The sequence below is a fragment of the Enhydrobacter sp. genome, from assembly GCF_030246845.1.
Lineage (GTDB): Bacteria > Pseudomonadota > Alphaproteobacteria > Reyranellales > Reyranellaceae > Reyranella.
In genome coordinates this window covers 1,692,016-1,712,280 of the sequence record NZ_CP126889.1, presented here as the reverse complement: position 1 = coordinate 1,712,280, position 20,265 = coordinate 1,692,016, and the positions used below count along the sequence as shown (strand labels likewise).

Sequence of the window (20,265 nt, the reverse complement as noted above, 5' to 3'; positions counted from 1 at the left end):
ACGCCGCTGCCGTGGCGGCCAGATCAGCGCCGCAAATCGACCACCAGCAGGTCACCGCGTTCGTTGCCTGCCGCGAGATGGAAGCCGCCAGGCGACCAGGCGAGGCAGGTGATGGCCGAGTCGTCGGCCATCTTCAGGACCACCGAGCGCCTGGTCTTGATATCGCCGAGCTGCAGCTCGCCCGAGTCGTAGCCGCCGGCCACGAACTCGGCTGAAGGATGGGCGGCGACGACGGTGATCAGGCCGGCGCCCTCCTCGCCGAACTGCACGGGGGGCTTTCCTTCCGGCCCCTTGCCGGCGAACGGCCAGGCCGTGAACACCGGTTGCGCGGAGGTGAAGAGCCAGCGCGCATCGGCCGACCAGGCGAGCGACTTCACCTTGGCCGGGTAGCCCTGCATGCGCATGTCGGTCGACTGGGCGATGCGCCAGACGTGGATGTCGTTTTCCTGCGTGCCCGTGGCGATGAACTTGCCGTCGGTGCTCCATTTCAGCGCGACGTGGCTGCCCGCCCAGGCGAAACGGCGCGGTGGCAGCGCGACGTTGCCGATGCTCCAGACCGTGACGCCGCCATAGTGGGCGCAGGCGATCCGGCTGCCGTCCTTGCTGAAATCGACGTCGGCCACGGTGCTCTGGTGCGGCCCGAATTCGTTGAGCTCGCCATCCTTCACCACCAGCGCCATCCTGCCCGCGACGGCAGCGACGGCCCCTGTCGCCTTGTGGACGGCGATATGCTCGATCCACTTGCCCTTCTGGTTCGCGAGCTCGCCCGCCGTGCCGTCGCGGCCGAGCCGCAGCAGGCGGCCGTCGTCGCCGCCGCTCACGAAGCCGTCGCCGGCCGGATCGGCAGCGAGTGCGAGCACGGCTCCCTGATGCAGCGGCGCGGCGGCCGCGCTCTCCGGCGCCTCCGTGTCGGCCGGCAAGACGCGCACTTGCCCGTCGCCCAGAGCGAATGCGACGGCAGCACCGTCGCGGCTGAAGGCGCAGGCCGACACCGGCGCATCGGTCGCGACGGTGCGCGATGGCGGCAGCGTCGTGCGCCAGGCCGGATTTGCGAGGTCGAGCTTCACGATCCGGTTTCAGGCCTGTTTCAGGCAGTCCTGGAAGCCGCGCTTGAGGTTCTCGCCGTCGAGATTGCGGCCGATGAAGACGAGCTTGCTGGCGCGCGTCTCGCCGGCCTTCCAGGGCTGGCCCCAGTCGGCATCCATCATCATGTGAACGCCCTGGAAAACGTAGCGCCGGGGTGCGCCGTCGATCGCGAGAATGCCCTTGCTGCGGAAGATGTCCGGTCCCTTGATCTGCAGCAGCGCACCCATCCACTTCTGGAACTTGTCGGGATCGACCGGCCGGTCGGCGGTGAAGCTGAGGCTCTTCACCTCCTCCTCGTGGTCGTGGTCGTGCCCATGCTCGAGGAAGTCGGGCTCGAATTCCAGGATGCGCTTCAGGTCGAACGCGCCCTTGTCGAGGATGGCCTCGAGCTCGACCCTGCTCTTCTCGGTCTTGTGGACGCGCGCATAGGGATTGATCGCCTTGATCCTGCCTTCGACCTTCGCGAGCTCGTCGGCGCTCACGAGGTCGGTCTTGTTGAGCAGGATCACGTCGGCGAACGCCACCTGCTCCTCGGCCTCGTTGCCTTGCTCGAGCTGGCCGAGGAAGTGCTTGGCGTCAACCACGGTGACGATCGCGTCGAGGCGGGTCCTCGCCTTCACGTCGTCGTCGGTGAAAAAGGTCTGCGCCACCGGACCGGGATCGGCGAGGCCCGTCGTCTCGACCAGGATGCCGTCGAACTTGTCCTTGCGCTTCATCAGCCCTTCGATGATGCGGATGAGATCGCCCCGCACGGTGCAGCAGATGCAGCCGTTGTTCATCTCGAACACTTCCTCGTCGGCGTTCACCACGAGGTCGTTGTCGACGCCGAGCTCGCCGAACTCGTTCACGATCACAGCGTACTTCTTGCCGTGCTGCTCGCTCAGGATGCGGTTAAGCAGCGTGGTCTTGCCGGCGCCGAGATAGCCGGTCAGTACCGTCACGGGCACTTGCGCTTGGGCCATGGCCTTTCCTCGAAAATCTGGGCTCCTGAGATAGGGGCTTCGCCGGACGGACGCAACTGCGGCTGCGCGCCCTCCTAAGGTCTTTCGCCACGGATCAGCTTGGGCAGGTCGCCGACCAGCCCCATGGCGTGGCGCAGGAAGAAGCGGCGTAGCGGCGGCGTGCGATTGACCGCGGCGAGGCCGAGGTCGCGCGCGAGGCGAAGCGGCCCGATGTCGTTGGAGAACAGGCGGTTCAGGAGATCGGTGGCGGCCACCATCGTGAAATTGTCGGCACGTCGCCACTGTGCATAACGCTCCAGCGTATCGGCGGCGCCGATGTCGAGGCCGAGGCGCTTGGCGTCGACCAGGACCTCGACCAGCGCCGCGATGTCGCGCACGCCGAGATTGTAGCCCTGGCCTGCGATGGGATGCAGGCCATGCGCGGCGTCGCCCACCAGCACCAGCCGCTCCTCGATATAGCGCTCGGCATGGACGAGCTGGAGCGGGTACGACCAGCGCGGCCCAAGCGTGTCGACTCTGCCCAGGAAATCGCCGAAGCGACGGGCGAACTCGGCCTGGAAGCGTGGGGCATCGAGCTCCAGCAATCGCCGCGCGATGCTCGCGCGCTCGGTCCAGACGATCGACGAGCGATGCTCGCCCGCCTCGCTGTCGCGCATGGGCAAGATGGCGAACGGGCCGCCGGGCAGGAACTTTTCCTGGGCGACGCCGCGATGCGGCAACTCGTGGCGCGCCACCAGGACGATCGCGATCTGGTTGTACGGCCAGGCGCGCGCACCGATGCCGGCATCCTCGCGCATCGTCCCCTGTCGGCCTTCCGCCGAGGCGACCAGCCGCGCGACCAGACGGCGACCGCTCCCGAGCGTCAGGTCGACCTTGTCCGCCGTGCGCACGGTCTCGACGGCCTCGTCCGGCGCCATCACCTCGACCGAGGCGCAGGCGGCCAGCCGGCGCAGGATGGCGCCGCGCAGGAAGCGATTCTCGACGATCCATCCCATCGCGGCGGGCGGCGGCTGGCCGGCATCGGCCTCGCGATGGTCGAAGTGGAGAAAGAATGGGCTGGGCCGGCCGTCGTGGCCGGCGTCGGAGATGCGGATATCGAGGATCGGCTCGGCGAGGTCGGCAATGTCGGCCCATACACCCAGAGCCTGGAACAGGCGCTGGCTCGTATAGGCGATCGCCGTGGTGCGTCCGTCGAAGTCCGCACCGGTCATCGATGCCAGGGGCAGGCGGTCGACCAGCGCCGTCCGCAGCCCCGCCTCGCCCGCGGCGAGCGCCAGCAGGCTGCCGTTGAGGCCGGCGCCCACGATCGCAAGATCGAACCGTTCGCTGTCCATGGAGGTTTCATGGCAGCGAGACGGCCGGGCGGCAACCCCGCCGCCCGGCTATGGTGCCAGGTCAGAACTTGATGATGATGTCGGAGGCGATGGTGAACTGGGAAGCATTGGCGCCGCCGGCGTAGGGGGTCGTTCCGTTGAGCGAGGTATCAAAGCGGATCTCCGGCCGGAAGATCAGAGCCTTGACGACGGGATTGGCCGGCATCCGTGGTGTGATGTTGAGGCCGAGCGTGAACTCGGCATAGGTCGTGGGCGTGCCGGCGACGATCTGGGCACTGGGATCGCCGTGCTCGACTTTGACGAAGTCGAGATTGCCAAGATAGCCGGCGACGAAGAAGCCCGAGTTGTCGCGCCAGATCTCGGCCCGGCCGACGACCTTGAAGAGGTCGTTGATCTGGTACATGCCGTAAAGGGCGGCGCCATAGCCGTCGGCCTTGAAGCCGTCGTCGCGGACGTAGTTGAGGTCGGCGATGAGGGTGAGCTTGTCGTCCACCTTCCAGATGGCGGTGACGTCGTTGAGGTAACGCAGCGCCGTGTTGGGGTCGCAGTTGCAGGCCGTCTGGATGACCGGCGTGTTGGCATTTTCCGCGCCGATATGCGTGGTGGCGAGGATGGTCAATGCGCCGTCGAGCAGGTTGAAGCCGAAGCCGCCATCGAAGGCGACACCTCGGTTGTTGTCGCCGGTGTAGAGGCCGCAGCAGCCGAAGGTGGTGTTCACGCCGGTATCGAAGCCGGCATAGAGATCGAGCCAGTCGTTGAGATGAGTCGTGGTGAGCACCCCGGTGTGCTTCAGCGGAATGCCGAAGTTGAAGATATAGGAGTGGGAGTAGAGGGGATTGTCGGGCGCGGAGATCACCTCCGCGCCTTCGAGAGTGACGTACTCGCCGATCTTGAGGTCGATGCCGCCCCTGGTGAGCCAGGGCAAATGGACCTGCAGGTTGGCCTCGACGATGTCGAACTGGCCGATGTCGTCGATCGCCTCGTCGAACTGGCCGAGGAAGTGGGTGTAGCGGGCGTCGGTGCCATACATGGCCTGGAACTTGAAGCCGAAGTCGTAGCCGGTGGCCTTGGGATCGATCGGCCGCTGGACGGTGATCAGCGCCTGGTTGAGCAGCGGCGCGTTGGCTTTGTCGGTGAAGAGCTGCCCGAAATTGAGGCCTTCGGGCTGTGGATAGGTGTTGAAGGTGACGCCGCCTTCGAGGTGCCCGCTGATCGAAAAGGTGTCCCACCACGAGGCCGGCGCCGACGGTCCCTTGTCCTCCGCCTGGGCAGCGGCCGCCGCGGATAGGGCAATCATCCCGACCGCAGCCGCCACGATCTCCTTGAGCATCATCCGATCTCCCGGTGCTGGTTCTGTCGCAGCGCCTAGGAAGCAATCGATATGCCAGGGGCAACCGGACAGGGATTTACGGTTCTGGCACGGGATTTGCTCTTCAGGGGCGCGAGGGGCGACGGTTCCGCCCGTTGGAGGACAGCCGGAATGAAAATGGTCATGGCGATCTTCAAGCCGTTCAAGCTGGACGAGGTGCGGGAAGCCTTGACGTCCCTCGGCATCCAGGGACTGACGGTGAGCGAGGTGAAAGGGTTCGGCCGCCAGAAAGGCCAGACGGAGATCTATCGCGGCGCCGAGTACGCCGTGAGCTTCCTGCCCAAGGTCAAGATCGAGGTGGTCATCGAGGATGCCCTGGTCGACGGCGCCGTCGAGACGATCCGCAAGGCTGCTGGAACCGGGAAGATCGGCGACGGCAAGGTCTTCGTGTTTTCAGTCGAGCAAGCCATCCGCATCCGCACCGGGGAGTCGGGCGTCGCGGCGCTCTGACCGGCAGTCGCCAACCAGTTCAAATCCGAGGGAAGATCGATGAAACGTACGTTTGGTTCCGCCTTGACCGGCCTGGGGGCGGCCGGCCTGCTGCTTATGCCCGCTCTTGCGCTGGCGGCCGACGAAAAGCCCAAGCTCGATAGCGGCGACACCGCGTGGATGCTGACCTCGACGGCGCTCGTGCTCATGATGACCGTGCCGGGCGTGGCGTTGTTCTACGGCGGCATGGTGCGCAGGAAGAACGTGCTGGCGACGGTGATGCAGAGCTTCGCCGTGACCTGCCTCGTGACCGTCCTCTGGATGGTGATCACCTACAGCCTCGCCTTTACGCCGGGCAACGCCGTCATCGGCGGCACGAGTCGCTTTTTCCTGAGCGGCATGACGCTCGACACGGTGAACGATCTTGCGAAGACGATTCCAGAGTCGGTCTACATGACCTTCCAGATGACCTTCGCCATCATCACGCCGGCGCTGATCGCCGGCGCGTTCGCCGAGCGCATGAAGTTCTCGGCCCTGATGTGGTTCATGGCGCTGTGGGCGATCTTCGTCTATGCGCCGATCGCCCACTGGGTGTGGGGCGGTGGCTTCCTGGGCGACTGGGGCGTGCTCGACTATGCCGGCGGCACGGTCGTGCACATCAATGCCGGCGTGGCAGGGCTCGTCTGCGCGCTGGTGATGGGCAAGCGCAAGGGCTACGGCGTCGAGAACATGGCGCCGCACAACCTCGTGCTGAGCGTGATCGGCGCGTCGCTGCTGTGGGTCGGCTGGTTCGGTTTCAACGCCGGCTCGGCGGTGAGCGCCAGCGCCAGTGCCGGCATGGCCATGGCGGTGACGCAGATCGCCACCGCGGCGGCGGCGCTCGGCTGGATGTTCGCGGAGTGGCTGGTCCGCGGCAAGCCCTCGGTGCTGGGCATCGTTTCCGGCGCAGTCGCGGGGCTCGTCGCCATCACGCCGGCCTCGGGCTTCGTCAACCCGGCGGGCGGCCTGGTGATCGGCATCGTCGCCGGCGTCATCTGCTTCTGGTCGGCGACCAGCCTCAAGAAGATGCTGGGCTACGACGATTCGCTCGATGCCTTCGGCGTGCACGGCGTGGGCGGCTTCGTCGGCGCCATCCTGACGGGCGTGTTCGCGGTCGAGGCGGTCGGCGGCGAGGGCAAGAAAGGTCTGATCGACGGCAATGCCGGCCAGGTCCTGACCCAGCTTTGGGGATGCCTGGTCACGATGGCGTGGTGCGCTGTCGCCACTTTCGTCATCCTCAAGATCGTCGACGCCATGATCGGCCTGCGCGTCACCGCCGAGGAGGAGGTCGAGGGTCTCGACATCAACCTCCACGGAGAGACGGTGCACTGACGGAATCGTCGGTTCGATAAGCTCCAGCCCGGCGGCGCCGACCGCCGGGCTTTTCGCTGCGGATGCCGGCACAATTTGACGACGGCGAAATCAGACGCCACTCTCCGGCCAGTCGCCGAGCCCGGGAGAAAGTCGATGAAGCTTGTGTCCGCCATCATCAAGCCGTTCAAGCTCGATGACGTGCGCGATGCGCTGACGGGTGTCGGCGTCTCGGGCCTCACGGTCAGCGAAGTCAAGGGCTTCGGCCGGCAGAAAGGCCAGACCGAGATCTATCGCGGGGCCGAGTACCTCGTGAGCTTCCTGCCCAAGGTCAAGATCGAGATCGTGGTCGACGATTCGCAGGTCGAGCGCGCCGTCGAGGCGATCCAGAAAGCGGCTCATACGGGCAAGATCGGCGACGGCAAGATTTTCGTGACCGGGGTCGAGCATGCCGTGCGGATCCGCACCGGCGAGACGGGCTCCAACGCGCTTTAACTGGCCGAGTTCCAGGACCGCGATCCCCCTGCCCATTTGACAAAGAACCGAGGTTCAAACAGGGAGAGGCAGGGGGAGGCAAATGCAAAGGAAGGGTTGGCGTACCGTCGCAGGACCCGCGGCGGCGATGCTCGTCGTTTTCGGAGCCACGCAGGCCTGGGCGGCCGAACGGCCTGTCATCGATACCGGCGATACGGCCTGGCTGCTCGTGGCCACGGCGCTCGTGCTGATGATGGATATCCCCGGCCTGTCGCTCTTCTACGCCGGCATGGTGCGCAAGAAGAACGTGCTGGCGACCGCCGTGCAGGCTTTCGCCGTGGCCGCCCTGGTGTCCGTCCTCTGGCTGGCGCTGGGCTATTCGCTCGCCTTCACCGATGGCGGAAGGCTGAACGGCCTGATCGGCGGTTTCGGCCGCCTGCTCGGCCTGGGCTTGCAGGGCAGCGTCCATCCGCTGGCGCGGACCGTGCCGGAGAATGTCTTCCTGATGTACCAGGCGACTTTCGCCATCATCACGCCGGCGATCATCGCCGGCGCCTTCGCCGAGCGCCTGAAGTTCTCGGCCATGATGTGGTTCATGGGCCTGTGGCTCCTGCTGGTCTATGTGCCGGTGGCCCATTGGATCTGGGGCGGCGGCTTTCTCGGTGCGGCCGGCGTGCTCGACTTCGCGGGCGGCCTCGTCGTGCATCTCAATGCCGGCATCGCCGGCCTCGTCTGCGCGCTGGTGGTCGGCAGGCGCGAGGGCTACGGGCACGAATACATGGCGCCGCACAACCTCGTGCTGACCCTGATCGGCACCTCGCTGCTGTGGGTCGGCTGGTTCGGCTTCAATGCGGGCTCGGCCCTCTCCTCGGGCGAACTGGCGGGCGCTGCGATGCTCAACACCCATGTCGCCGCGGCAGTGGCCGCGCTCGTCTGGATGGCGGTCGAATGGGCCTCGCGCGGCAAGCCGTCCGTGCTGGGGGTGCTCTCGGGGGCAGTCGCCGGTCTCGGCGCCATCACGCCGGCGGCCGGCTATGTCGAGCCATGGGCGGCCATGGTGATCGGCCTTGCCGCCGGCGCCGTCTGCTACTGGTCGGCGGTCGTGCTCAAGACGCGGCTGGGCTACGACGATTCGCTCGACGTCTTCGGCGTTCACGGCATCAGCGGCATGCTGGGGCCGCTGATGGTCGGCGTGTTCGCCACGCGCGCCGTCAATGATGTCGGCCATGGCCGCCCGGTCGGTCTGGTCGACGGCAATGCCCATCAGATCCTGGTCCAGCTCCTGGGCGTGCTGGTCGTCGGCATCTTCTCCGCCGCCGTCACCTGGGTCCTGCTACGCGTCGTCGATGCGACGGTCGGATTGCGCGTCACGCGCGAGGAGGAGACAGAGGGCCTCGACACCGTCCTGCACGGCGAGCGCGTGCAGTAGGCGTTTTCAGGCGCGCACGGCCTCGACCAGGCAGAGGGCGGAGCGGAAGGTCTCGTCGAGGACGATATTCAGGCCGGCAGCCAGCTCGCGGCCGGTCACGATCCTTTCCGCGCCGCCATGGAACGACAGCCGGTAGCGCCGGGCCTTGCGCAGGCCGGGCAAGGCAAAGCTTCGCCGGCTTTGCGGCCCGGCGAGTCGGAAGGCGAAGAGGACGCCCTGCAGCCCGTCCTTGGCGACGTACCAAAGCGCCGCCCAATCGCCTTTGCCGTCGGGCGGCGGTGGCAGCGTGAGCGCGTATCGATCGCCATGATGAATGATGGAACGGATGCCGGCCTTGTAGGAGACGACATGGGCGGCCGCGGTGGCGAGATCCTCCTCTGTCCAGCGATGGACCGGGGCGCTGATGCCGAAGGTGCCGAGCATGGCCACGCGCAGCCGGAAGGCGAGATCGCCGCGCGGGTCGACGAGGGCCGGCGGCTGGTCCGGCGCTTCGCTCTTGCCCGGCCAGTCGATCAGCCAGTCGTTGCAGACGACCGCTGGATGGGCGAGCTGGCTGCCGAAATGGATCGCGAGCTTGCGCAGCGCCCCCGGTTGGTCGCTCATCCAGTTGACATGGGCGTGTGACAGGATCCCGCCGTCCATGCGGCCTCCGCCGCCGGCGCACATCTCCAGGATCAGGTCGGGAAAGGCCGCCCGGATGGCGTCCTGCATGCGGTAAAGCCCGTCGTAGTGGGCAACGAGAGGAGCCTGGCCGGTCAGTGTCTCGGGCAGGGATGGCGCCCATCCGCCCGCACCGAGGTCGGAATTGAAGTCCCACTTCATCCAGTCGACACCGATGACGCGCAGCAGGCGGGAAATCCTTTCGAAGACATGCTGCCAGGCGTCGGGCACGCCGAGATTGATGACCGCGCGTTCGTTCGCGGGCGGCGGCTTGCCGTCGATGTAGTGCATCCATTCGGGGTGGTTGTGCCGGACCGAGGAGGTGGGGCCGGCGACCTCCGGCTCGAACCAGAGGCCGAAGCCCAGCCCGGCTTCGCGACAATGTCTCGAGATTTCCCGCAGGCCGTTGGGAAAGCGCTGGCGGCTCACACGCCAGTCGCCTGTCCGATAGTCCCAGTCGGCATCCGATTCGCCGTTCTCGTCGCGATACCAGCCGGCATCGACGACGAAAGCCTCGCAACCGAGCCGCTTCACGATGGGAACGAGCGGCACCAGCGCCTCCGCCCTGGGCTCGCCGAGGAACGGATACCAGCTGTTGAACTGCACGGGGATGGCGCGTTCGGGATCGGGTCGATGGGCCCGGCGATAGTCGTGCAGCCGTCGGGTGGCGTTGCCGAGCGGGCCGTCGAACCGGCCGAACAGCACGGTCGGCAGATCGAGGCTGTCGCCGGTGCTCAACCGATGGCGGAACTCCCAGTTGTTGAACCCTCCGGACAAAGTGGCCCCGGCTCGGCCAGGACCGACATGCAGCATCCAGTTGCCCGACCACAGGATCTGGCAAAGATAGGTGGCCGTGCGGGTCCTCAAGGCGACATAGGGCTGGAATTCGAAGCCGGTCTTGCCGCTGCGGCTCTCCAGTGTGATGGCACCCTGCACCGGATCGGCGCGGACGATGTCCGCCTCCTGCAACCATTCGCCGGTGAGGTAGACGATCTCCTCGATCGGCTCGTGGACCGACATCAGGAGGGCGAGCGTTGCCTGGATATCGACCTCGCGCGGACCGCCGGTATGGCGCAGCACGGTGCGCCGCACCAGGAAGCCCGTGAGCGCGTCGAGCTCGAACGACACGACGGCCTGCAGCGGCTGACCGGCCGCCTCCAGGGTGATGACCCGGGTCGCCGCGTTGGCTTCCGTCCAGGACACGACCGTCCAGGGCACCGGCCGCTTGCCGGCTCCCAGCGCGACCAGGGGCGTGTCGTGCGCGGTGACCGCAGCTGGCCGCTGGCTCGCCGAGGTGAGGCAGTCGACCGACAGGACGGGCCCCTTGAGGGTGATCACGTAGCGATGGCCATGGGCTGCCAAGCTTGCCGGATCATCGGCGGGGCCATCCTGCGCCGAGGCCGGGCCGCGCAGGGCCGTCAGCGCCCCGGCGCCGCCGAAGGCTGCTCCCGCGACGAGAAGGTCCCTGCGCTTCAGTCCGGCCGCTCCCTGTCCTGAAAGGTCACGATTACTCCAGTGGGCGGCGGCCCAAAAGAGCAACTGCTCGCCTGCGTCAAGACCGACCAATTGCCTCAACAACCCGAGCTATTGCCTTGTTGTTCAAGGCTAATCCGTCAAATACAATACCCGAGGTGAGCCGGACTGGTCCCTCCCAGCCGGTTCGTTGTCGTCGGCCGGCTGTCGGCCCAGTGGAAGGTCTCGATGTTCAATCCGCGCCTCACCGAGACGCTGAGTGATTTTCCGTTTGCGCGGCTCAATGCTCTTCTCGGCCCGATCGCGCCGCCGTCGCATCTGCCGCTGATCAACATGTCGGTCGGCGAGCCGCAAGGCGCCATGCCGGCTTTCGCCCGCCGCATCGTGGCCGACGAGGTCGATGGCTGGAACAGGTATCCGCCCAATCAAGGCCTGCCGGAGCTCAATCTCGCGATCTGCGAATGGCTGACGCGGCGCTACAAGCTGCCGAAGGATCTGCTCGATCCACAGCGCCACGTCCATCCGACCGCCGGCAGCAAGGAAGGCGTCTACATCATCTCGACAGTCGCCACGCCGCAGCAGAAGGGCGGCGGCCGGCCGGTCGTGGCGCTGCCCAATCCCTTCTACCAGGCCTATCTCGGCGGCGCCGTGCTGTCGGGCGCCGAGCCGCTGCTGGTGAATGCCAGCGCCTCCAATGGCTTCCTGCCGGACTTCGAGGGCATCGCCGAGGCGACGTGGCGGCGCATGTCGGTCGTCTATCTCTGCTCGCCCGCCAATCCGCAAGGCGCGATCGCGAGCATGGACTATCTGCAGAAGCTGATCCGGCTCTGCCGCCGGCACGATGCCGTGCTCGCGGTCGATGAATGCTATGCCGAGATCTATACGGGCGAGGCGCCGACGGGGGCGCTGCAGGCGGCGCTCGCCATGGACGAGACCGGCGGCGCGGATCCGTTCCGCAACCTGACCGTCTTCCATTCGCTCTCAAAGCGTTCCAATGCGGCCGGCCTGCGCGCGGGCTTCGTCGCCGGCGATCCCAGGCTCGTCGCCATGGTGCTGCGCTGGCGCACCTATGGCGGTCCGCAAATTCCCTTCGCCATCCAGAAGGCGGCGGCCGCGCTATGGCGGGAGGAAGTCCATCCCCTCGAGACGCGCGAATGGTATCGGCGGAATTTCCGCGTCGCCGAGCAGATCCTGCACAACCGCTTCGGCTACTACACCCCGGGTGGCGGCTTTTTCCTCTGGCTCGATGTCGGCGACGGTGAGGCGGCGACCCGCAAGCTCTGGGCCGAAGCCCACGTCAAGGTGCTGCCCGGCGCCTATGTCTGCCGCGAGACCGACGGCGTCAACACGGCCAAGCGGTACATCCGCGTGGCGCTGGTGCACGACGAGAAGACCACGCGCGAGGGCCTGAGCCGCCTCGCCTCGGTGCTGTGATGACCGACCAGGGCGACACTCGCGCGGCGGAGGCGGAAACGGGTTGATGGCCATCATGGGGATCGGCACGGCAATGCAGCACAAGATCGCCATCCTGCCGGAAGGCGGGCGCGACTTCCTGCGCCGGCGCATGATGGAGCTGGCGGGCGTCGCGCTCGCGGCATTCGGCGTCATGCTGCTGATGGCCGTCTTCACCTTCAGCAACGCCGATCCTTCCCTCAACCACGCCACTGGCAATCCGCCGCACAATCTCCTGGGCCTGCCAGGGGCCTATATCTCCGACCTGCTGCTGCAGACCTTCGGGCTCGCGATCGTGCTGGTGCCCGTGGCGATGATCACCTGGGGCGTGCGGCTCGTGCGCACCCATCATCTCGGCTTCTTCGGCCTGCGTCTGTCGCTGCTTCTGCTCGCGCTCCTGATGATGAGCGTGGCCTGCATCGGTCTCGGCGACGTGGGTGGCGCGGCCACCCATGCCGGTCCCGGCGGCCTGGTGGGGCTGGCGCTGATCGGCCGGTTCCGCGAGTTCGTCCTCAGCCATTCGAGCGGCGGCAGTCTTGCCCTGATCGAGCCCGGCTGCGCGGCGCTCGCGCTCATCGCCATGGCGCCGGCGCTGGGCATGAACCGGACCGACCTGCCGCTGATCTTCCGCATCCTGCGCGCGCCCTTCCTCGGAAGCGTGTGGCTGATGCGCGCTGCGGTGGGGCTGTGGCGCGGGCGGCCAGAACCGCTCGACGAGCATGGCGAGGCGCCTGCCCCGGAGATCGGCTATGCCGAAATCCCCGGCGAGATCGATGCCAGCCAGTACGATCCGGCACACTTCGAGCAGATTCCGGAAGAAGGCACGGCGCTGCCACCACGCGATTCGCTGATGGTCGATGCACCCAACGCGCCGATCGAGCGGCCGCCGCCGGCTATTCCACCCGCGCCCACCCCGCTTCATCCTGCGCCGGCTCCCGCAATCGATCCCGCGAGCCCGGAGTCGCTGGTCGATCGCACCCTGTTCGATCGGCTGGCCGGCGGTTTTCGCATCGAGCCGATCCTGGGCCGCCTGAGGGCCGCGGTGCCGCCGACGGATGCCCGCGCGCCCGTGCCGGCGCATCCCGAGGCGCCGACCGAGGTGGTCCGCTTTGCGCCCGCACATCCGGAGGCAGCGCTCGACGAGCCGCAGGCGGAAGAGGGCGACGACAATCCGTTCAGGCCCGATTCGCCGACGGCCGAGCCGGCGTCGTCGCCGCCGGCGCCGGGGGTGAAGATCGTGCCGCGCAAGTCGGCGGCGGCGCAGGGCAAGCGTGCGGCGAAGGCCGGCCAGCGCGAGCTCGATCTCGGCGGCGGCGAATACGAGCTGCCGCCGCTCGACATCCTGTCCCTGCCGGCACGCGTCTCGGCCGAGACCAAGATCGACGAGAGCGCGCTCGAGCAGAATGCCCGCCTGCTGGAGACGGTGCTTGAGGATTTCGGCGTCAAGGGCCAGATCGTGAAGGTGCGGCCGGGGCCGGTGGTCACGCTCTACGAGCTCGAGCCGGCGCCGGGCACCAAGTCGAGCCGCGTGATCGGGCTCGCCGACGACATTGCCCGCTCGATGAGCGCGGTGTCGGCGCGCGTCGCCACCGTGCCGGGGCGCAACGTGATCGGCATCGAGCTGCCCAATGCACGGCGCGAGACGGTGTTCTTGCGCGAGCTTCTGTCGACGCGCCACTACGAGGACAATCGCCTCAACCTGCCGCTGGCGCTGGGCAAGGATATCGGCGGCGACCCGGTGATCGCCGATCTCGCGCGCATGCCGCATCTGCTGATCGGCGGCACCACGGGCTCGGGCAAGTCGGTGGCCGTGAACACCATGATCCTGTCGCTGCTCTACAGGCTGCCGCCGGATCGCTGCCGCTTCATCATGATCGATCCCAAGATGCTGGAGCTCAGCGTCTATCAGGACATCCCGCATCTCCTGACGCCCGTCGTCACCGAGCCGCGCAAGGCGATCGTGGCCCTGAAATGGGTGGTGCGCGAGATGGAGGATCGCTACCGCGCCATGAGCTCGCTCGGCGTGCGCAACATCGCCGGCTACAACGAGCGCCTGACCGACGCCCGGCGCAAGGGCCAGACGCTCACCCGCAAGGTGCAGACCGGCATCGATCCGGAGACCCGCCGGCCGACCTTCGAGGAAGAGGAGATCGATCTCACGCCGCTGCCCTTCATCGTGGTGATTATCGACGAGATGGCCGACCTGATGCTGGTCGCGGGCAAGGAGATCGAGGCGGCGGTGCAGCGGCTGGCCCAGATGGCGCGTGCCGCCGGCATCCATGTCGTGATGGCGACGCAGCGTCCCTCGGTCGATGTCATCACCGGCACCATCAAGGCCAACTTCCCGACCCGCATCTCGTTCCAGGTGACGTCGAAGATCGACAGCCGCACCATCCTGGGCGAGCAGGGCGGCGAGCAGCTCCTGGGCCAGGGCGACATGCTCTACATGGCCGGCGGCGGCAAGATCGCGCGCGTGCACGGGCCGTTCGTGAGCGACAGCGAGGTCGAGGAGGTGGTGCGCCACCTGCGCGCCCAGGGCATCCCCGCCTATATCGAATCGGTCACCGACGATCCCGAGGCCGAGGACGGCGGCGCGGGCTTCCCGGGCGAAAGCGAGGACAGCGAGAGCGACCAGCTTTACGACCAGGCGATCGCCCTCGTGGCCCGCGAGCGCAAGTGCAGCACGAGCTTCATCCAGCGCTATCTGCAGATCGGCTACAACCGTGCCGCCCGCATCGTCGAGCGCATGGAGCGCGAGGGCGTCGTGAGCGCCGCCAACCATGTCGGCAAGCGCGAGGTGCTGGCGCGCGACATCGACGACCGCACGCGCTGACCTCAAATCCTCCCGGCGCGCAAGCACGGGGAGGACGACCCGATGCGGCTCAGCCCGGCGTTGCCCCTTGCGTGTTGACGAACAGCGCGTAGAGCGACTGGCTGGCGATCATGAACAGCCGATTGCGCTTGGGCCCACCGAAGCAGACATTGGCGCAGACCTCGGGCAGGCGGATGCGGCCGATCAGCTTGGCCTCCGGCGTCCAGATCGTGACGCCGTTGTAGCCGACCGCGCGGCCCGCGTTGCTGGCGCACCAGAGGTTGCCGTCGACGTCGCAGCGCATGCCGTCCGGCCCGCACTTCACGCCGTCGACCATGAAGTCGGAAAAGCGCTTGCCGTTGGTGGGCTTGCTGTCGGCGCCGACATCGAACACGAACACCTCGCCCTTGCCGCCCGCGCCCTTGTCGCCCGGTCCCTTGCCGGTGCTGACGACGTAAAGCTTCTTGTAGTCGGGCGAGAAGCAGAGCCCGTTGGGGTCGGGCACCTGCTCCTCGCTGAGGACGATCTCGATCTTGCCGCCGGGATCGACCCGATAGGTGTTGGTCGGCAGCTCCCGTTTCAGCGTTCCCACACCCTGGGCCTGCCCCAGGGTAGGCTTGAGCCGGCCCTGCGGATTGACCGGCCCGCCGGCCGCATCGGGCGCGCCTTCGTAGAGCGAGCTGCCGTAGGGCGGATCGGTGAACCAGTAGCTGCCGTCGGGATGCGGCACCACGTCGTTCGGCGAGTTGAGGCGCTTGCCGTCGTAGCTGTCGGCGAGGACGCTCACCGAGCCGTCGAGCTCGTAGCGCACGACGCGGCGGGTGAGATGCTCGCAGGAGATCTGGCGGCCCTGGAAATCGAACGTGTTGCCGTTGCTGTTGTTGGACGGCATCCGGAAGACGCTGACCCGGCCGTCGTCCTGCAGCCAGCGAAGCTGGCGGTTGTTGGGGATGTCGCTCCAGACGAGATAGCGGCCTTCGCCGCTCCAGGCGGGCCCTTCGCCCCACAGTGCGCCCGTCCACAGGCGCATGATCGCGGCATTCGGCTGGACCAGCGCCTTGAAGGCCGGATCGACGACGAGCACGTCCGGATCGGTGAAATAAACCGGCGGCGCACCGCGGCGGCTGAAGTCGCGCGGCGGGTTCGTGACCGTGCTCGGTGGCTCGGGATGCGGCGCCGCAGGCGCCTGTGCACGCGCGAGATGAGGCAAGGCGATGGCGCCGATGCCGGCGGCGGCGACCAGGCGACGGCGCGACAGGCCGCGACGGGAATTTGCTTGCTGGGTCATGAGGGCTCCTCCCAAATGTCGAAGATTCGGCAGATGCGCTGCTGAAGCGACGCGATGCAAAAGGCAACGACGCGGTCTCTACGGGCGGGAGATGAAAACGGTCCGCGCCGGCGAAGCCTAAGGTCCGGAACGGGGGCACGACAATGAACGTCGCTGCATGGCACATCCTCCCCGGCGGGGTTGGCTCGGCCGCAAGTTGTTGGGCACTGACACTTCTGCTCACCTTTTGCGCCTGCACCGCTTTCGCCGCTGACGAGATCGTGATCTCGGTCGAGGCGTCGGGCGGAGAGACGGTGCGCTACGTCCTGACGACCGGCGGCGCCGCTCCGCGCTATGCCGTCATCCTGATGCCAGGCGGCAGGGGCGAGCTGCCGCTGCGGCAGGCCGACGGCCCGCTCGCCTCGGCACTCACCGACGATTTCCTGATCCGCTCGCGCACGCTGTTCGCCGATTCGCGGTTTGTCGCAGCCTCGACCGCGGCCACCGCGACGCCGGCCCGCGTCCTCGCGATCGAGCACGATCTCGAGCGCCGGTTCGGGACGATATCGGTCTATGTGATCGGCACATCGCGCAGCACGGAAGCGACCCAGGCGCTTGCCGCGCCGCTCGACGGACAGGTGGCGGGCTTCGTCCATACATCGTCCATGAAGGAGATTGCCGGCTTCGATCCGCGCAAGTTCCGCAGCCGACATCTGTTGGTTGCCAACCGGCGCGACGCCTGCCGGGTCACGCCGCCGTCCAGCGCCATCGCCGCCCACGAAACTTACGGTGTGGACCTCGTCATGGTCGACGGCGGCAGGAGCGTGGGCGAGGACTGCTCGTCCTCAGCCTATCACGGCTACAACGGGATCGAGCGGGAGACAGTCGACAAGATCAAGGAGTGGATCGCAGCAGGCAGATAGCAGGTCACCTGTCGCCGGACCGAGCCAGCGCGCCGCGGATCAGGCTCGCCATCGCGGCGATCTGGAGAGCCGCCCCTGTGGCATGCGAATATTCCCATTGCAGGCGCAGCGCCTGCCAATTGTCGGGCTGGATGGTCCAGTTGTTGGTCGCTGCATTGGCTGGATAGGTGAAGGTCCAGAACAAGGCCTGCGCCCCGATCAGGCACACGAGCGCGGCTATGGCCGAGGCGCGCACGGAAGGTGTACGCCAACCTGCGACGATAACGGTTGCAATCGAGACCAGCTCGACCAGCAGCAATACGCCCAGCCAGCTCCAGCCGCGATAGATCTGCTGCACGATGAAGTACTCGTCCTTGCCCAGGCCGATCTTGTTGGGAAGCTCCAGCGCATGAGCCAAGGCGGCGCCGAGCGCGAGCGCCGTGGCGAGCAGGGCGACGAAGAAAGCCGCATCGCAGGCGCGGCGCGACATTGCCTGGTGGTGGGGGCCTAGTGGTGGGCGGCCCCGACCGCGATCGCGGCTTCGCGGCACACGCGTTCGCACTGACGGCATGTGTCGGCGCAGACGCGGCAATGCTCGTGGTGCTCGGCATGCCGGCCGCATTCCGCCGCGCACAGCTCGCAGGCCTCGGCGCAGGCCTCCACGAGCCGGCGCACGATCTCGTCGTTGGCGTCAGTGCGGCGCGACGCCACCGTTCCCGTGGCCGTGCAGATGTCGGCGCAGTCGAGATTCAAGCGGATGCATTGCCGAAGATCGTCCACCGCCGGTTCGGCGAGACAGGCGTCGGCGCAGGATACGCAGGTCTGGGCGCAGTCGAAGCAGAGGTCGATGCAACGCACCAGCACGTCGTCCATGCGGCCATGGACCTGCGGGTGGGTGGCGATCATCGTCTGGGTGTGCATTCTCGGGACTCCGTCGGAAGGCTTCAGCAACAACGCCCGACGGACGGGTCGAGTTTCACCGGGTCAGGGTTTCCAGCGCAGGAAGTTGGCGATCAGCCGGAGGCCGGTCGCCTGGCTCTTCTCCGGGTGGAACTGGGTGCCGGCGAGGTTGTCCCGCCCGACGACGGCCGTGAGCGGGCCGCCATAGTCGGTGGCGGCGAGCAAGGTCTCCGGCGTGGCGGTCTTGAGCTGGAAGGAATGCACGAAATAGGCATGGTCGTGCGCGCAGAGCCCCTCCAGCAGCGGATGGGGCTTGAGATCGAGCAGCTCGTTCCAGCCCATGTGGGGGATCTTGAGGTGGCTGGCGCCCGGCTCGATCCGCACCACGTCGCCTGCGATCCAGCCGAGGCCGGCATGCACGCCGTATTCGACGCCGCGCGAGGCCATGAGCTGCATGCCGACGCAAATGCCGAGGAAGGGCTTGCCGCGCTCGACCACCTGGCGGTTCAGGGTGTCGACCATACCCGGCACGCCATAGAGGCCGGCGCGGCAATCGGCGAAGGCGCCGACGCCCGGCAGCACGATGCGGTCGGCGTCGGCGACCTCGCGCGGGCTCGAGGTGACGAGCACGCGGTCGTCCGCGCCCGCCTCGCGCGCGGCGCGCTCGAACGCCTTGGCGGCGGAGCGCAGGTTGCCCGAGCCGTAGTCGACGATGGCGACGGTCATGGCCGGGCCGCCTAGAGCACGCCCTTGGTGCTGGGAACCGCCGCCTGCTGCCGCGGATCGATCTCGACCGCGACCCGCAGCGCGCGCGCCAACCCCTTGAAGCAGCTCTCGACGATGTGGTGGTTGTTCTCGCCGTAGTGGTTCCAGACATGCAGCGTGAGCCCGCCGAGCTGGGCGAAAGCCTGGAACCATTCCTTGAACAGCTCGGTATCCATGGTGCCGAGCTTGGGCTTGGAGAAGTTCACCTTCCAGATCAGGTAGGGCCGGTTGCTGGCGTCGAGCGCCACCTCGGTCAGCGTCTCGTCCATGGGAATCGCCGCGCTGCCGTAGCGGCGGATGCCGGCGCGGTCGCCGAGCGCCTTGGCCAGGCATTCGCCCAGCACGATGCCCGAGTCTTCGGTGGTGTGGTGATAATCGATGTGCAAATCGCCCTCGGCGCGCAGCGTGATGTCGATCAGGCTGTGGCGGGAGAGCTGCTCCAGCATGTGGTCGAGGAAGCCGATGCCGGTCCGGACGTCGTATTTGCCGGTGCCGTCGAGATTGATGGCGGCGGAAATGCGCGTTTCCTTGGTCTGGCGGATGACGGCCGCCCGCCGGCCGCCGGCGCCCGGCGTCGTGAGAGCGGCCGGCGCGACCGGCTTCGGAAGGGCTTTGGCGGCAACCCGTTTTGCGGCCTGGCGGGCCATTGGAAATCCTCTAGCGTGATGGCCCGTTCATACAGGAACGCGGGCCGTGCGGTCGAGCGCGAGCCGCGTCAGAACGACACCCAGAAGCACGATCAGGCCCCCAAGGACCCGGGCCGGCGTCAGCGGATCGCCGAAGAATGCGGCCGACAGCCCCACCCCCGCCACCGGGATCAGGTACATGTAGACCATGACCCGGCTCACCCCCAGCCGCTCGAGGCCGGCGGTCAGGCCGAGGAAGGCGACGCCCACCGGGAAGATGGCCGTGTAGAGCCAGTAGCCGAGCTGGCGGTCGCTGAGCCGGGCGAATTCCCCGAGCGAGTCGAACAGGAGGGAGACCGGGGTCAGCACGGCGGCGCCGATGAGCGTGGTCCAGGCCATCACCTTGAGCGTGCCGAGGCGCAGATTGTAGGGCGCGCAGCGATCGACGTAGAGCGCCCAGGCGAAGGCCGAGGCCATCCACAGCAGCGCGCCATCGAGGCTCGCCGCTGCCAACGTGATCCGCGTCAGGCTGTTGTTGACCACCAGCACGACGCCGGCGAAGGCGATCGCGATGCCGGTCCAGCCGAGAGCCGGCAGGCGACGGCCGGCGAGCCGCGCCAGGATCGCCGAGAAGGCCGTCGTCGTGGTCATCACGATCGAGCCCAGGCTCGGCGCGCTGCGCGCCATGGCAAGACCCCAGCAGGCCTGGAACACCGCGACCCCCAGGATCGACAGCAGGAAGATCGCCGGCCAGTCGCGCCGCGGCAGGCCCATCGGCTGGCGCTTGAGCGCCAGCATGGCCATCAGGAACAGGCCGGCGATCAGGTAGCGAGAGCCGCTGTAGAGCAACGGGCTCATGGTGGCGAGCACGTCCTTGGCAAACGGATAGCTCGAGCCCATGAGCAATGCCGTTGCGAGCATGATGCTGTCGCCGACATACCTATGAGAGGTCTTCACTGCTCCGAATTTTCGCCT

The 20,265-nt window shown here is 67.5% G+C and carries 18 protein-coding genes; 7 read left to right on the top strand and 11 right to left on the bottom strand.

All coding sequences use genetic code 11. From position 1 onward, the window contains the following. Window positions 1-23 precede the first annotated feature (23 nt). The 4 genes from OJF58_RS08635 to OJF58_RS08620 all read right to left on the bottom strand — a co-directional run bounded on the left by OJF58_RS08635 (window position 24) and on the right by OJF58_RS08620 (window position 4,715). Complete coding sequence (locus tag OJF58_RS08635) at window positions 24-1,067, bottom strand: WD40 repeat domain-containing protein (RefSeq protein ID WP_300783536.1); 1,044 nt, start codon at window positions 1,065-1,067, stop codon at window positions 24-26. Window positions 1,068-1,076: 9 nt separating this feature from the next. Next, window positions 1,077-2,048: a GTP-binding protein gene (locus tag OJF58_RS08630; protein WP_300783534.1), complete on the bottom strand. Its 972-nt coding sequence runs from the start codon at window positions 2,046-2,048 to the stop codon at window positions 1,077-1,079. A gap of 74 nt (window positions 2,049-2,122) precedes the next feature. Further along, entirely contained in the window at window positions 2,123-3,382 is a 1,260-nt protein-coding gene (locus tag OJF58_RS08625; protein WP_300783532.1) for a UbiH/UbiF/VisC/COQ6 family ubiquinone biosynthesis hydroxylase, read from the bottom strand. A gap of 61 nt (window positions 3,383-3,443) precedes the next feature. Next, the gene (locus OJF58_RS08620) at window positions 3,444-4,715 is read right to left on the bottom strand and encodes a porin (RefSeq protein WP_300783531.1); all 1,272 of its coding nucleotides are present in this window, start codon (window positions 4,713-4,715) and stop codon (window positions 3,444-3,446) included. A 147-nt stretch (window positions 4,716-4,862) separates the two neighbouring features. Between OJF58_RS08620 and OJF58_RS08615 the strand changes: the two genes are divergently transcribed. The 4 genes from OJF58_RS08615 (at window position 4,863) to OJF58_RS08600 (ending at window position 8,433) form a co-directional block, all read left to right on the top strand. Continuing rightward, on the top strand, window positions 4,863-5,201 hold the full coding sequence (locus tag OJF58_RS08615; protein WP_300783530.1) for a P-II family nitrogen regulator: 339 nt from the start codon (window positions 4,863-4,865) through the stop codon (window positions 5,199-5,201). Between the two features lie 96 nt (window positions 5,202-5,297). Continuing rightward, window positions 5,298-6,551, top strand: a complete 1,254-nt coding sequence (locus tag OJF58_RS08610) for an ammonium transporter (RefSeq protein WP_366526837.1) — start codon at window positions 5,298-5,300, stop codon at window positions 6,549-6,551. A gap of 135 nt (window positions 6,552-6,686) precedes the next feature. Then, the gene (locus OJF58_RS08605) at window positions 6,687-7,025 is read left to right on the top strand and encodes a P-II family nitrogen regulator (protein ID WP_300783529.1); all 339 of its coding nucleotides are present in this window, start codon (window positions 6,687-6,689) and stop codon (window positions 7,023-7,025) included. A gap of 127 nt (window positions 7,026-7,152) precedes the next feature. Beyond that, window positions 7,153-8,433 carry an ammonium transporter gene (locus tag OJF58_RS08600; RefSeq protein WP_300785217.1) on the top strand — a complete coding sequence of 427 codons (1,281 nt, stop codon included), beginning with the start codon at window positions 7,153-7,155 and terminating at the stop codon, window positions 8,431-8,433. Window positions 8,434-8,439: 6 nt separating this feature from the next. Here the strand turns inward: OJF58_RS08600 and OJF58_RS08595 are convergent, their stop codons facing one another. Beyond that, the gene (locus OJF58_RS08595; RefSeq protein ID WP_300783528.1) at window positions 8,440-10,659 is read right to left on the bottom strand and encodes an alpha-galactosidase; all 2,220 of its coding nucleotides are present in this window, start codon (window positions 10,657-10,659) and stop codon (window positions 8,440-8,442) included. Window positions 10,660-10,794: 135 nt separating this feature from the next. On the opposite strand from OJF58_RS08595, the gene OJF58_RS08590 reads away from it, so the two are divergent. Both OJF58_RS08590 and OJF58_RS08585 read left to right on the top strand, forming a co-directional pair. After that, the gene (locus OJF58_RS08590; protein ID WP_300783527.1) at window positions 10,795-12,000 is read left to right on the top strand and encodes an aminotransferase class I/II-fold pyridoxal phosphate-dependent enzyme; all 1,206 of its coding nucleotides are present in this window, start codon (window positions 10,795-10,797) and stop codon (window positions 11,998-12,000) included. A 46-nt stretch (window positions 12,001-12,046) separates the two neighbouring features. Beyond that, a complete protein-coding gene (locus OJF58_RS08585) occupies window positions 12,047-14,851 on the top strand; it encodes a DNA translocase FtsK (protein WP_300783526.1) in 2,805 nt (934 codons plus the stop codon). Window positions 14,852-14,900: 49 nt separating this feature from the next. Here the strand turns inward: OJF58_RS08585 and OJF58_RS08580 are convergent, their stop codons facing one another. Beyond that, on the bottom strand, window positions 14,901-16,118 hold the full coding sequence (locus tag OJF58_RS08580) for an SMP-30/gluconolactonase/LRE family protein (protein ID WP_300783525.1): 1,218 nt from the start codon (window positions 16,116-16,118) through the stop codon (window positions 14,901-14,903). Window positions 16,119-16,378: 260 nt separating this feature from the next. Between OJF58_RS08580 and OJF58_RS08575 the strand changes: the two genes are divergently transcribed. After that, window positions 16,379-17,020 (top strand): hypothetical protein, encoded by a 642-nt coding sequence (locus tag OJF58_RS08575; protein WP_300783523.1) that lies wholly within the window; start codon window positions 16,379-16,381, stop codon window positions 17,018-17,020. Between the two features lie 4 nt (window positions 17,021-17,024). Here the strand turns inward: OJF58_RS08575 and OJF58_RS08570 are convergent, their stop codons facing one another. The 5 genes from OJF58_RS08570 to OJF58_RS08550 all read right to left on the bottom strand — a co-directional run bounded on the left by OJF58_RS08570 (window position 17,025) and on the right by OJF58_RS08550 (window position 20,247). Beyond that, on the bottom strand, window positions 17,025-17,489 hold the full coding sequence (locus OJF58_RS08570) for a DUF1772 domain-containing protein (protein WP_300783522.1): 465 nt from the start codon (window positions 17,487-17,489) through the stop codon (window positions 17,025-17,027). Between the two features lie 17 nt (window positions 17,490-17,506). After that, complete coding sequence (locus tag OJF58_RS08565; protein WP_300783521.1) at window positions 17,507-17,920, bottom strand: four-helix bundle copper-binding protein; 414 nt, start codon at window positions 17,918-17,920, stop codon at window positions 17,507-17,509. 63 nt (window positions 17,921-17,983) lie between these two features. Further along, a complete protein-coding gene (gene hisH, locus OJF58_RS08560; protein WP_300783520.1) occupies window positions 17,984-18,625 on the bottom strand; it encodes an imidazole glycerol phosphate synthase subunit HisH in 642 nt (213 codons plus the stop codon). An 11-nt stretch (window positions 18,626-18,636) separates the two neighbouring features. Continuing rightward, window positions 18,637-19,311: an imidazoleglycerol-phosphate dehydratase HisB gene (gene hisB, locus OJF58_RS08555; RefSeq protein ID WP_300783518.1), complete on the bottom strand. Its 675-nt coding sequence runs from the start codon at window positions 19,309-19,311 to the stop codon at window positions 18,637-18,639. Window positions 19,312-19,338: 27 nt separating this feature from the next. Then, the gene (locus tag OJF58_RS08550; protein ID WP_300783516.1) at window positions 19,339-20,247 is read right to left on the bottom strand and encodes a DMT family transporter; all 909 of its coding nucleotides are present in this window, start codon (window positions 20,245-20,247) and stop codon (window positions 19,339-19,341) included. Between the last annotated feature and the right edge of the window lie 18 nt (window positions 20,248-20,265).

Bases quoted from the DNA above. Each gene is read 5' to 3' on its own strand.
- OJF58_RS08630 (WP_300783534.1), bottom strand. From the start codon at position 2,048: ATGGCCCAAGCGCAAGTGCCCGTGACGGTACTGACCGGCTATCTCGGC.
- OJF58_RS08625 (WP_300783532.1), bottom strand. From the start codon at position 3,382: ATGGACAGCGAACGGTTCGATCTTGCGATCGTGGGCGCCGGCCTCAAC.
- OJF58_RS08620 (WP_300783531.1), bottom strand. From the start codon at position 4,715: ATGATGCTCAAGGAGATCGTGGCGGCTGCGGTCGGGATGATTGCCCTA.
- OJF58_RS08615 (WP_300783530.1), top strand. From the start codon at position 4,863: ATGAAAATGGTCATGGCGATCTTCAAGCCGTTCAAGCTGGACGAGGTG.
- OJF58_RS08610 (WP_366526837.1), top strand. From the start codon at position 5,298: ATGCCCGCTCTTGCGCTGGCGGCCGACGAAAAGCCCAAGCTCGATAGC.
- OJF58_RS08605 (WP_300783529.1), top strand. From the start codon at position 6,687: ATGAAGCTTGTGTCCGCCATCATCAAGCCGTTCAAGCTCGATGACGTG.
- OJF58_RS08600 (WP_300785217.1), top strand. From the start codon at position 7,153: ATGCTCGTCGTTTTCGGAGCCACGCAGGCCTGGGCGGCCGAACGGCCT.
- OJF58_RS08590 (WP_300783527.1), top strand. From the start codon at position 10,795: ATGTTCAATCCGCGCCTCACCGAGACGCTGAGTGATTTTCCGTTTGCG.
- OJF58_RS08585 (WP_300783526.1), top strand. From the start codon at position 12,047: ATGGCCATCATGGGGATCGGCACGGCAATGCAGCACAAGATCGCCATC.
- OJF58_RS08580 (WP_300783525.1), bottom strand. From the start codon at position 16,118: ATGACCCAGCAAGCAAATTCCCGTCGCGGCCTGTCGCGCCGTCGCCTG.
- OJF58_RS08570 (WP_300783522.1), bottom strand. From the start codon at position 17,489: ATGTCGCGCCGCGCCTGCGATGCGGCTTTCTTCGTCGCCCTGCTCGCC.
- OJF58_RS08565 (WP_300783521.1), bottom strand. From the start codon at position 17,920: ATGCACACCCAGACGATGATCGCCACCCACCCGCAGGTCCATGGCCGC.
- hisH (WP_300783520.1), bottom strand. From the start codon at position 18,625: ATGACCGTCGCCATCGTCGACTACGGCTCGGGCAACCTGCGCTCCGCC.
- hisB (WP_300783518.1), bottom strand. From the start codon at position 19,311: ATGGCCCGCCAGGCCGCAAAACGGGTTGCCGCCAAAGCCCTTCCGAAG.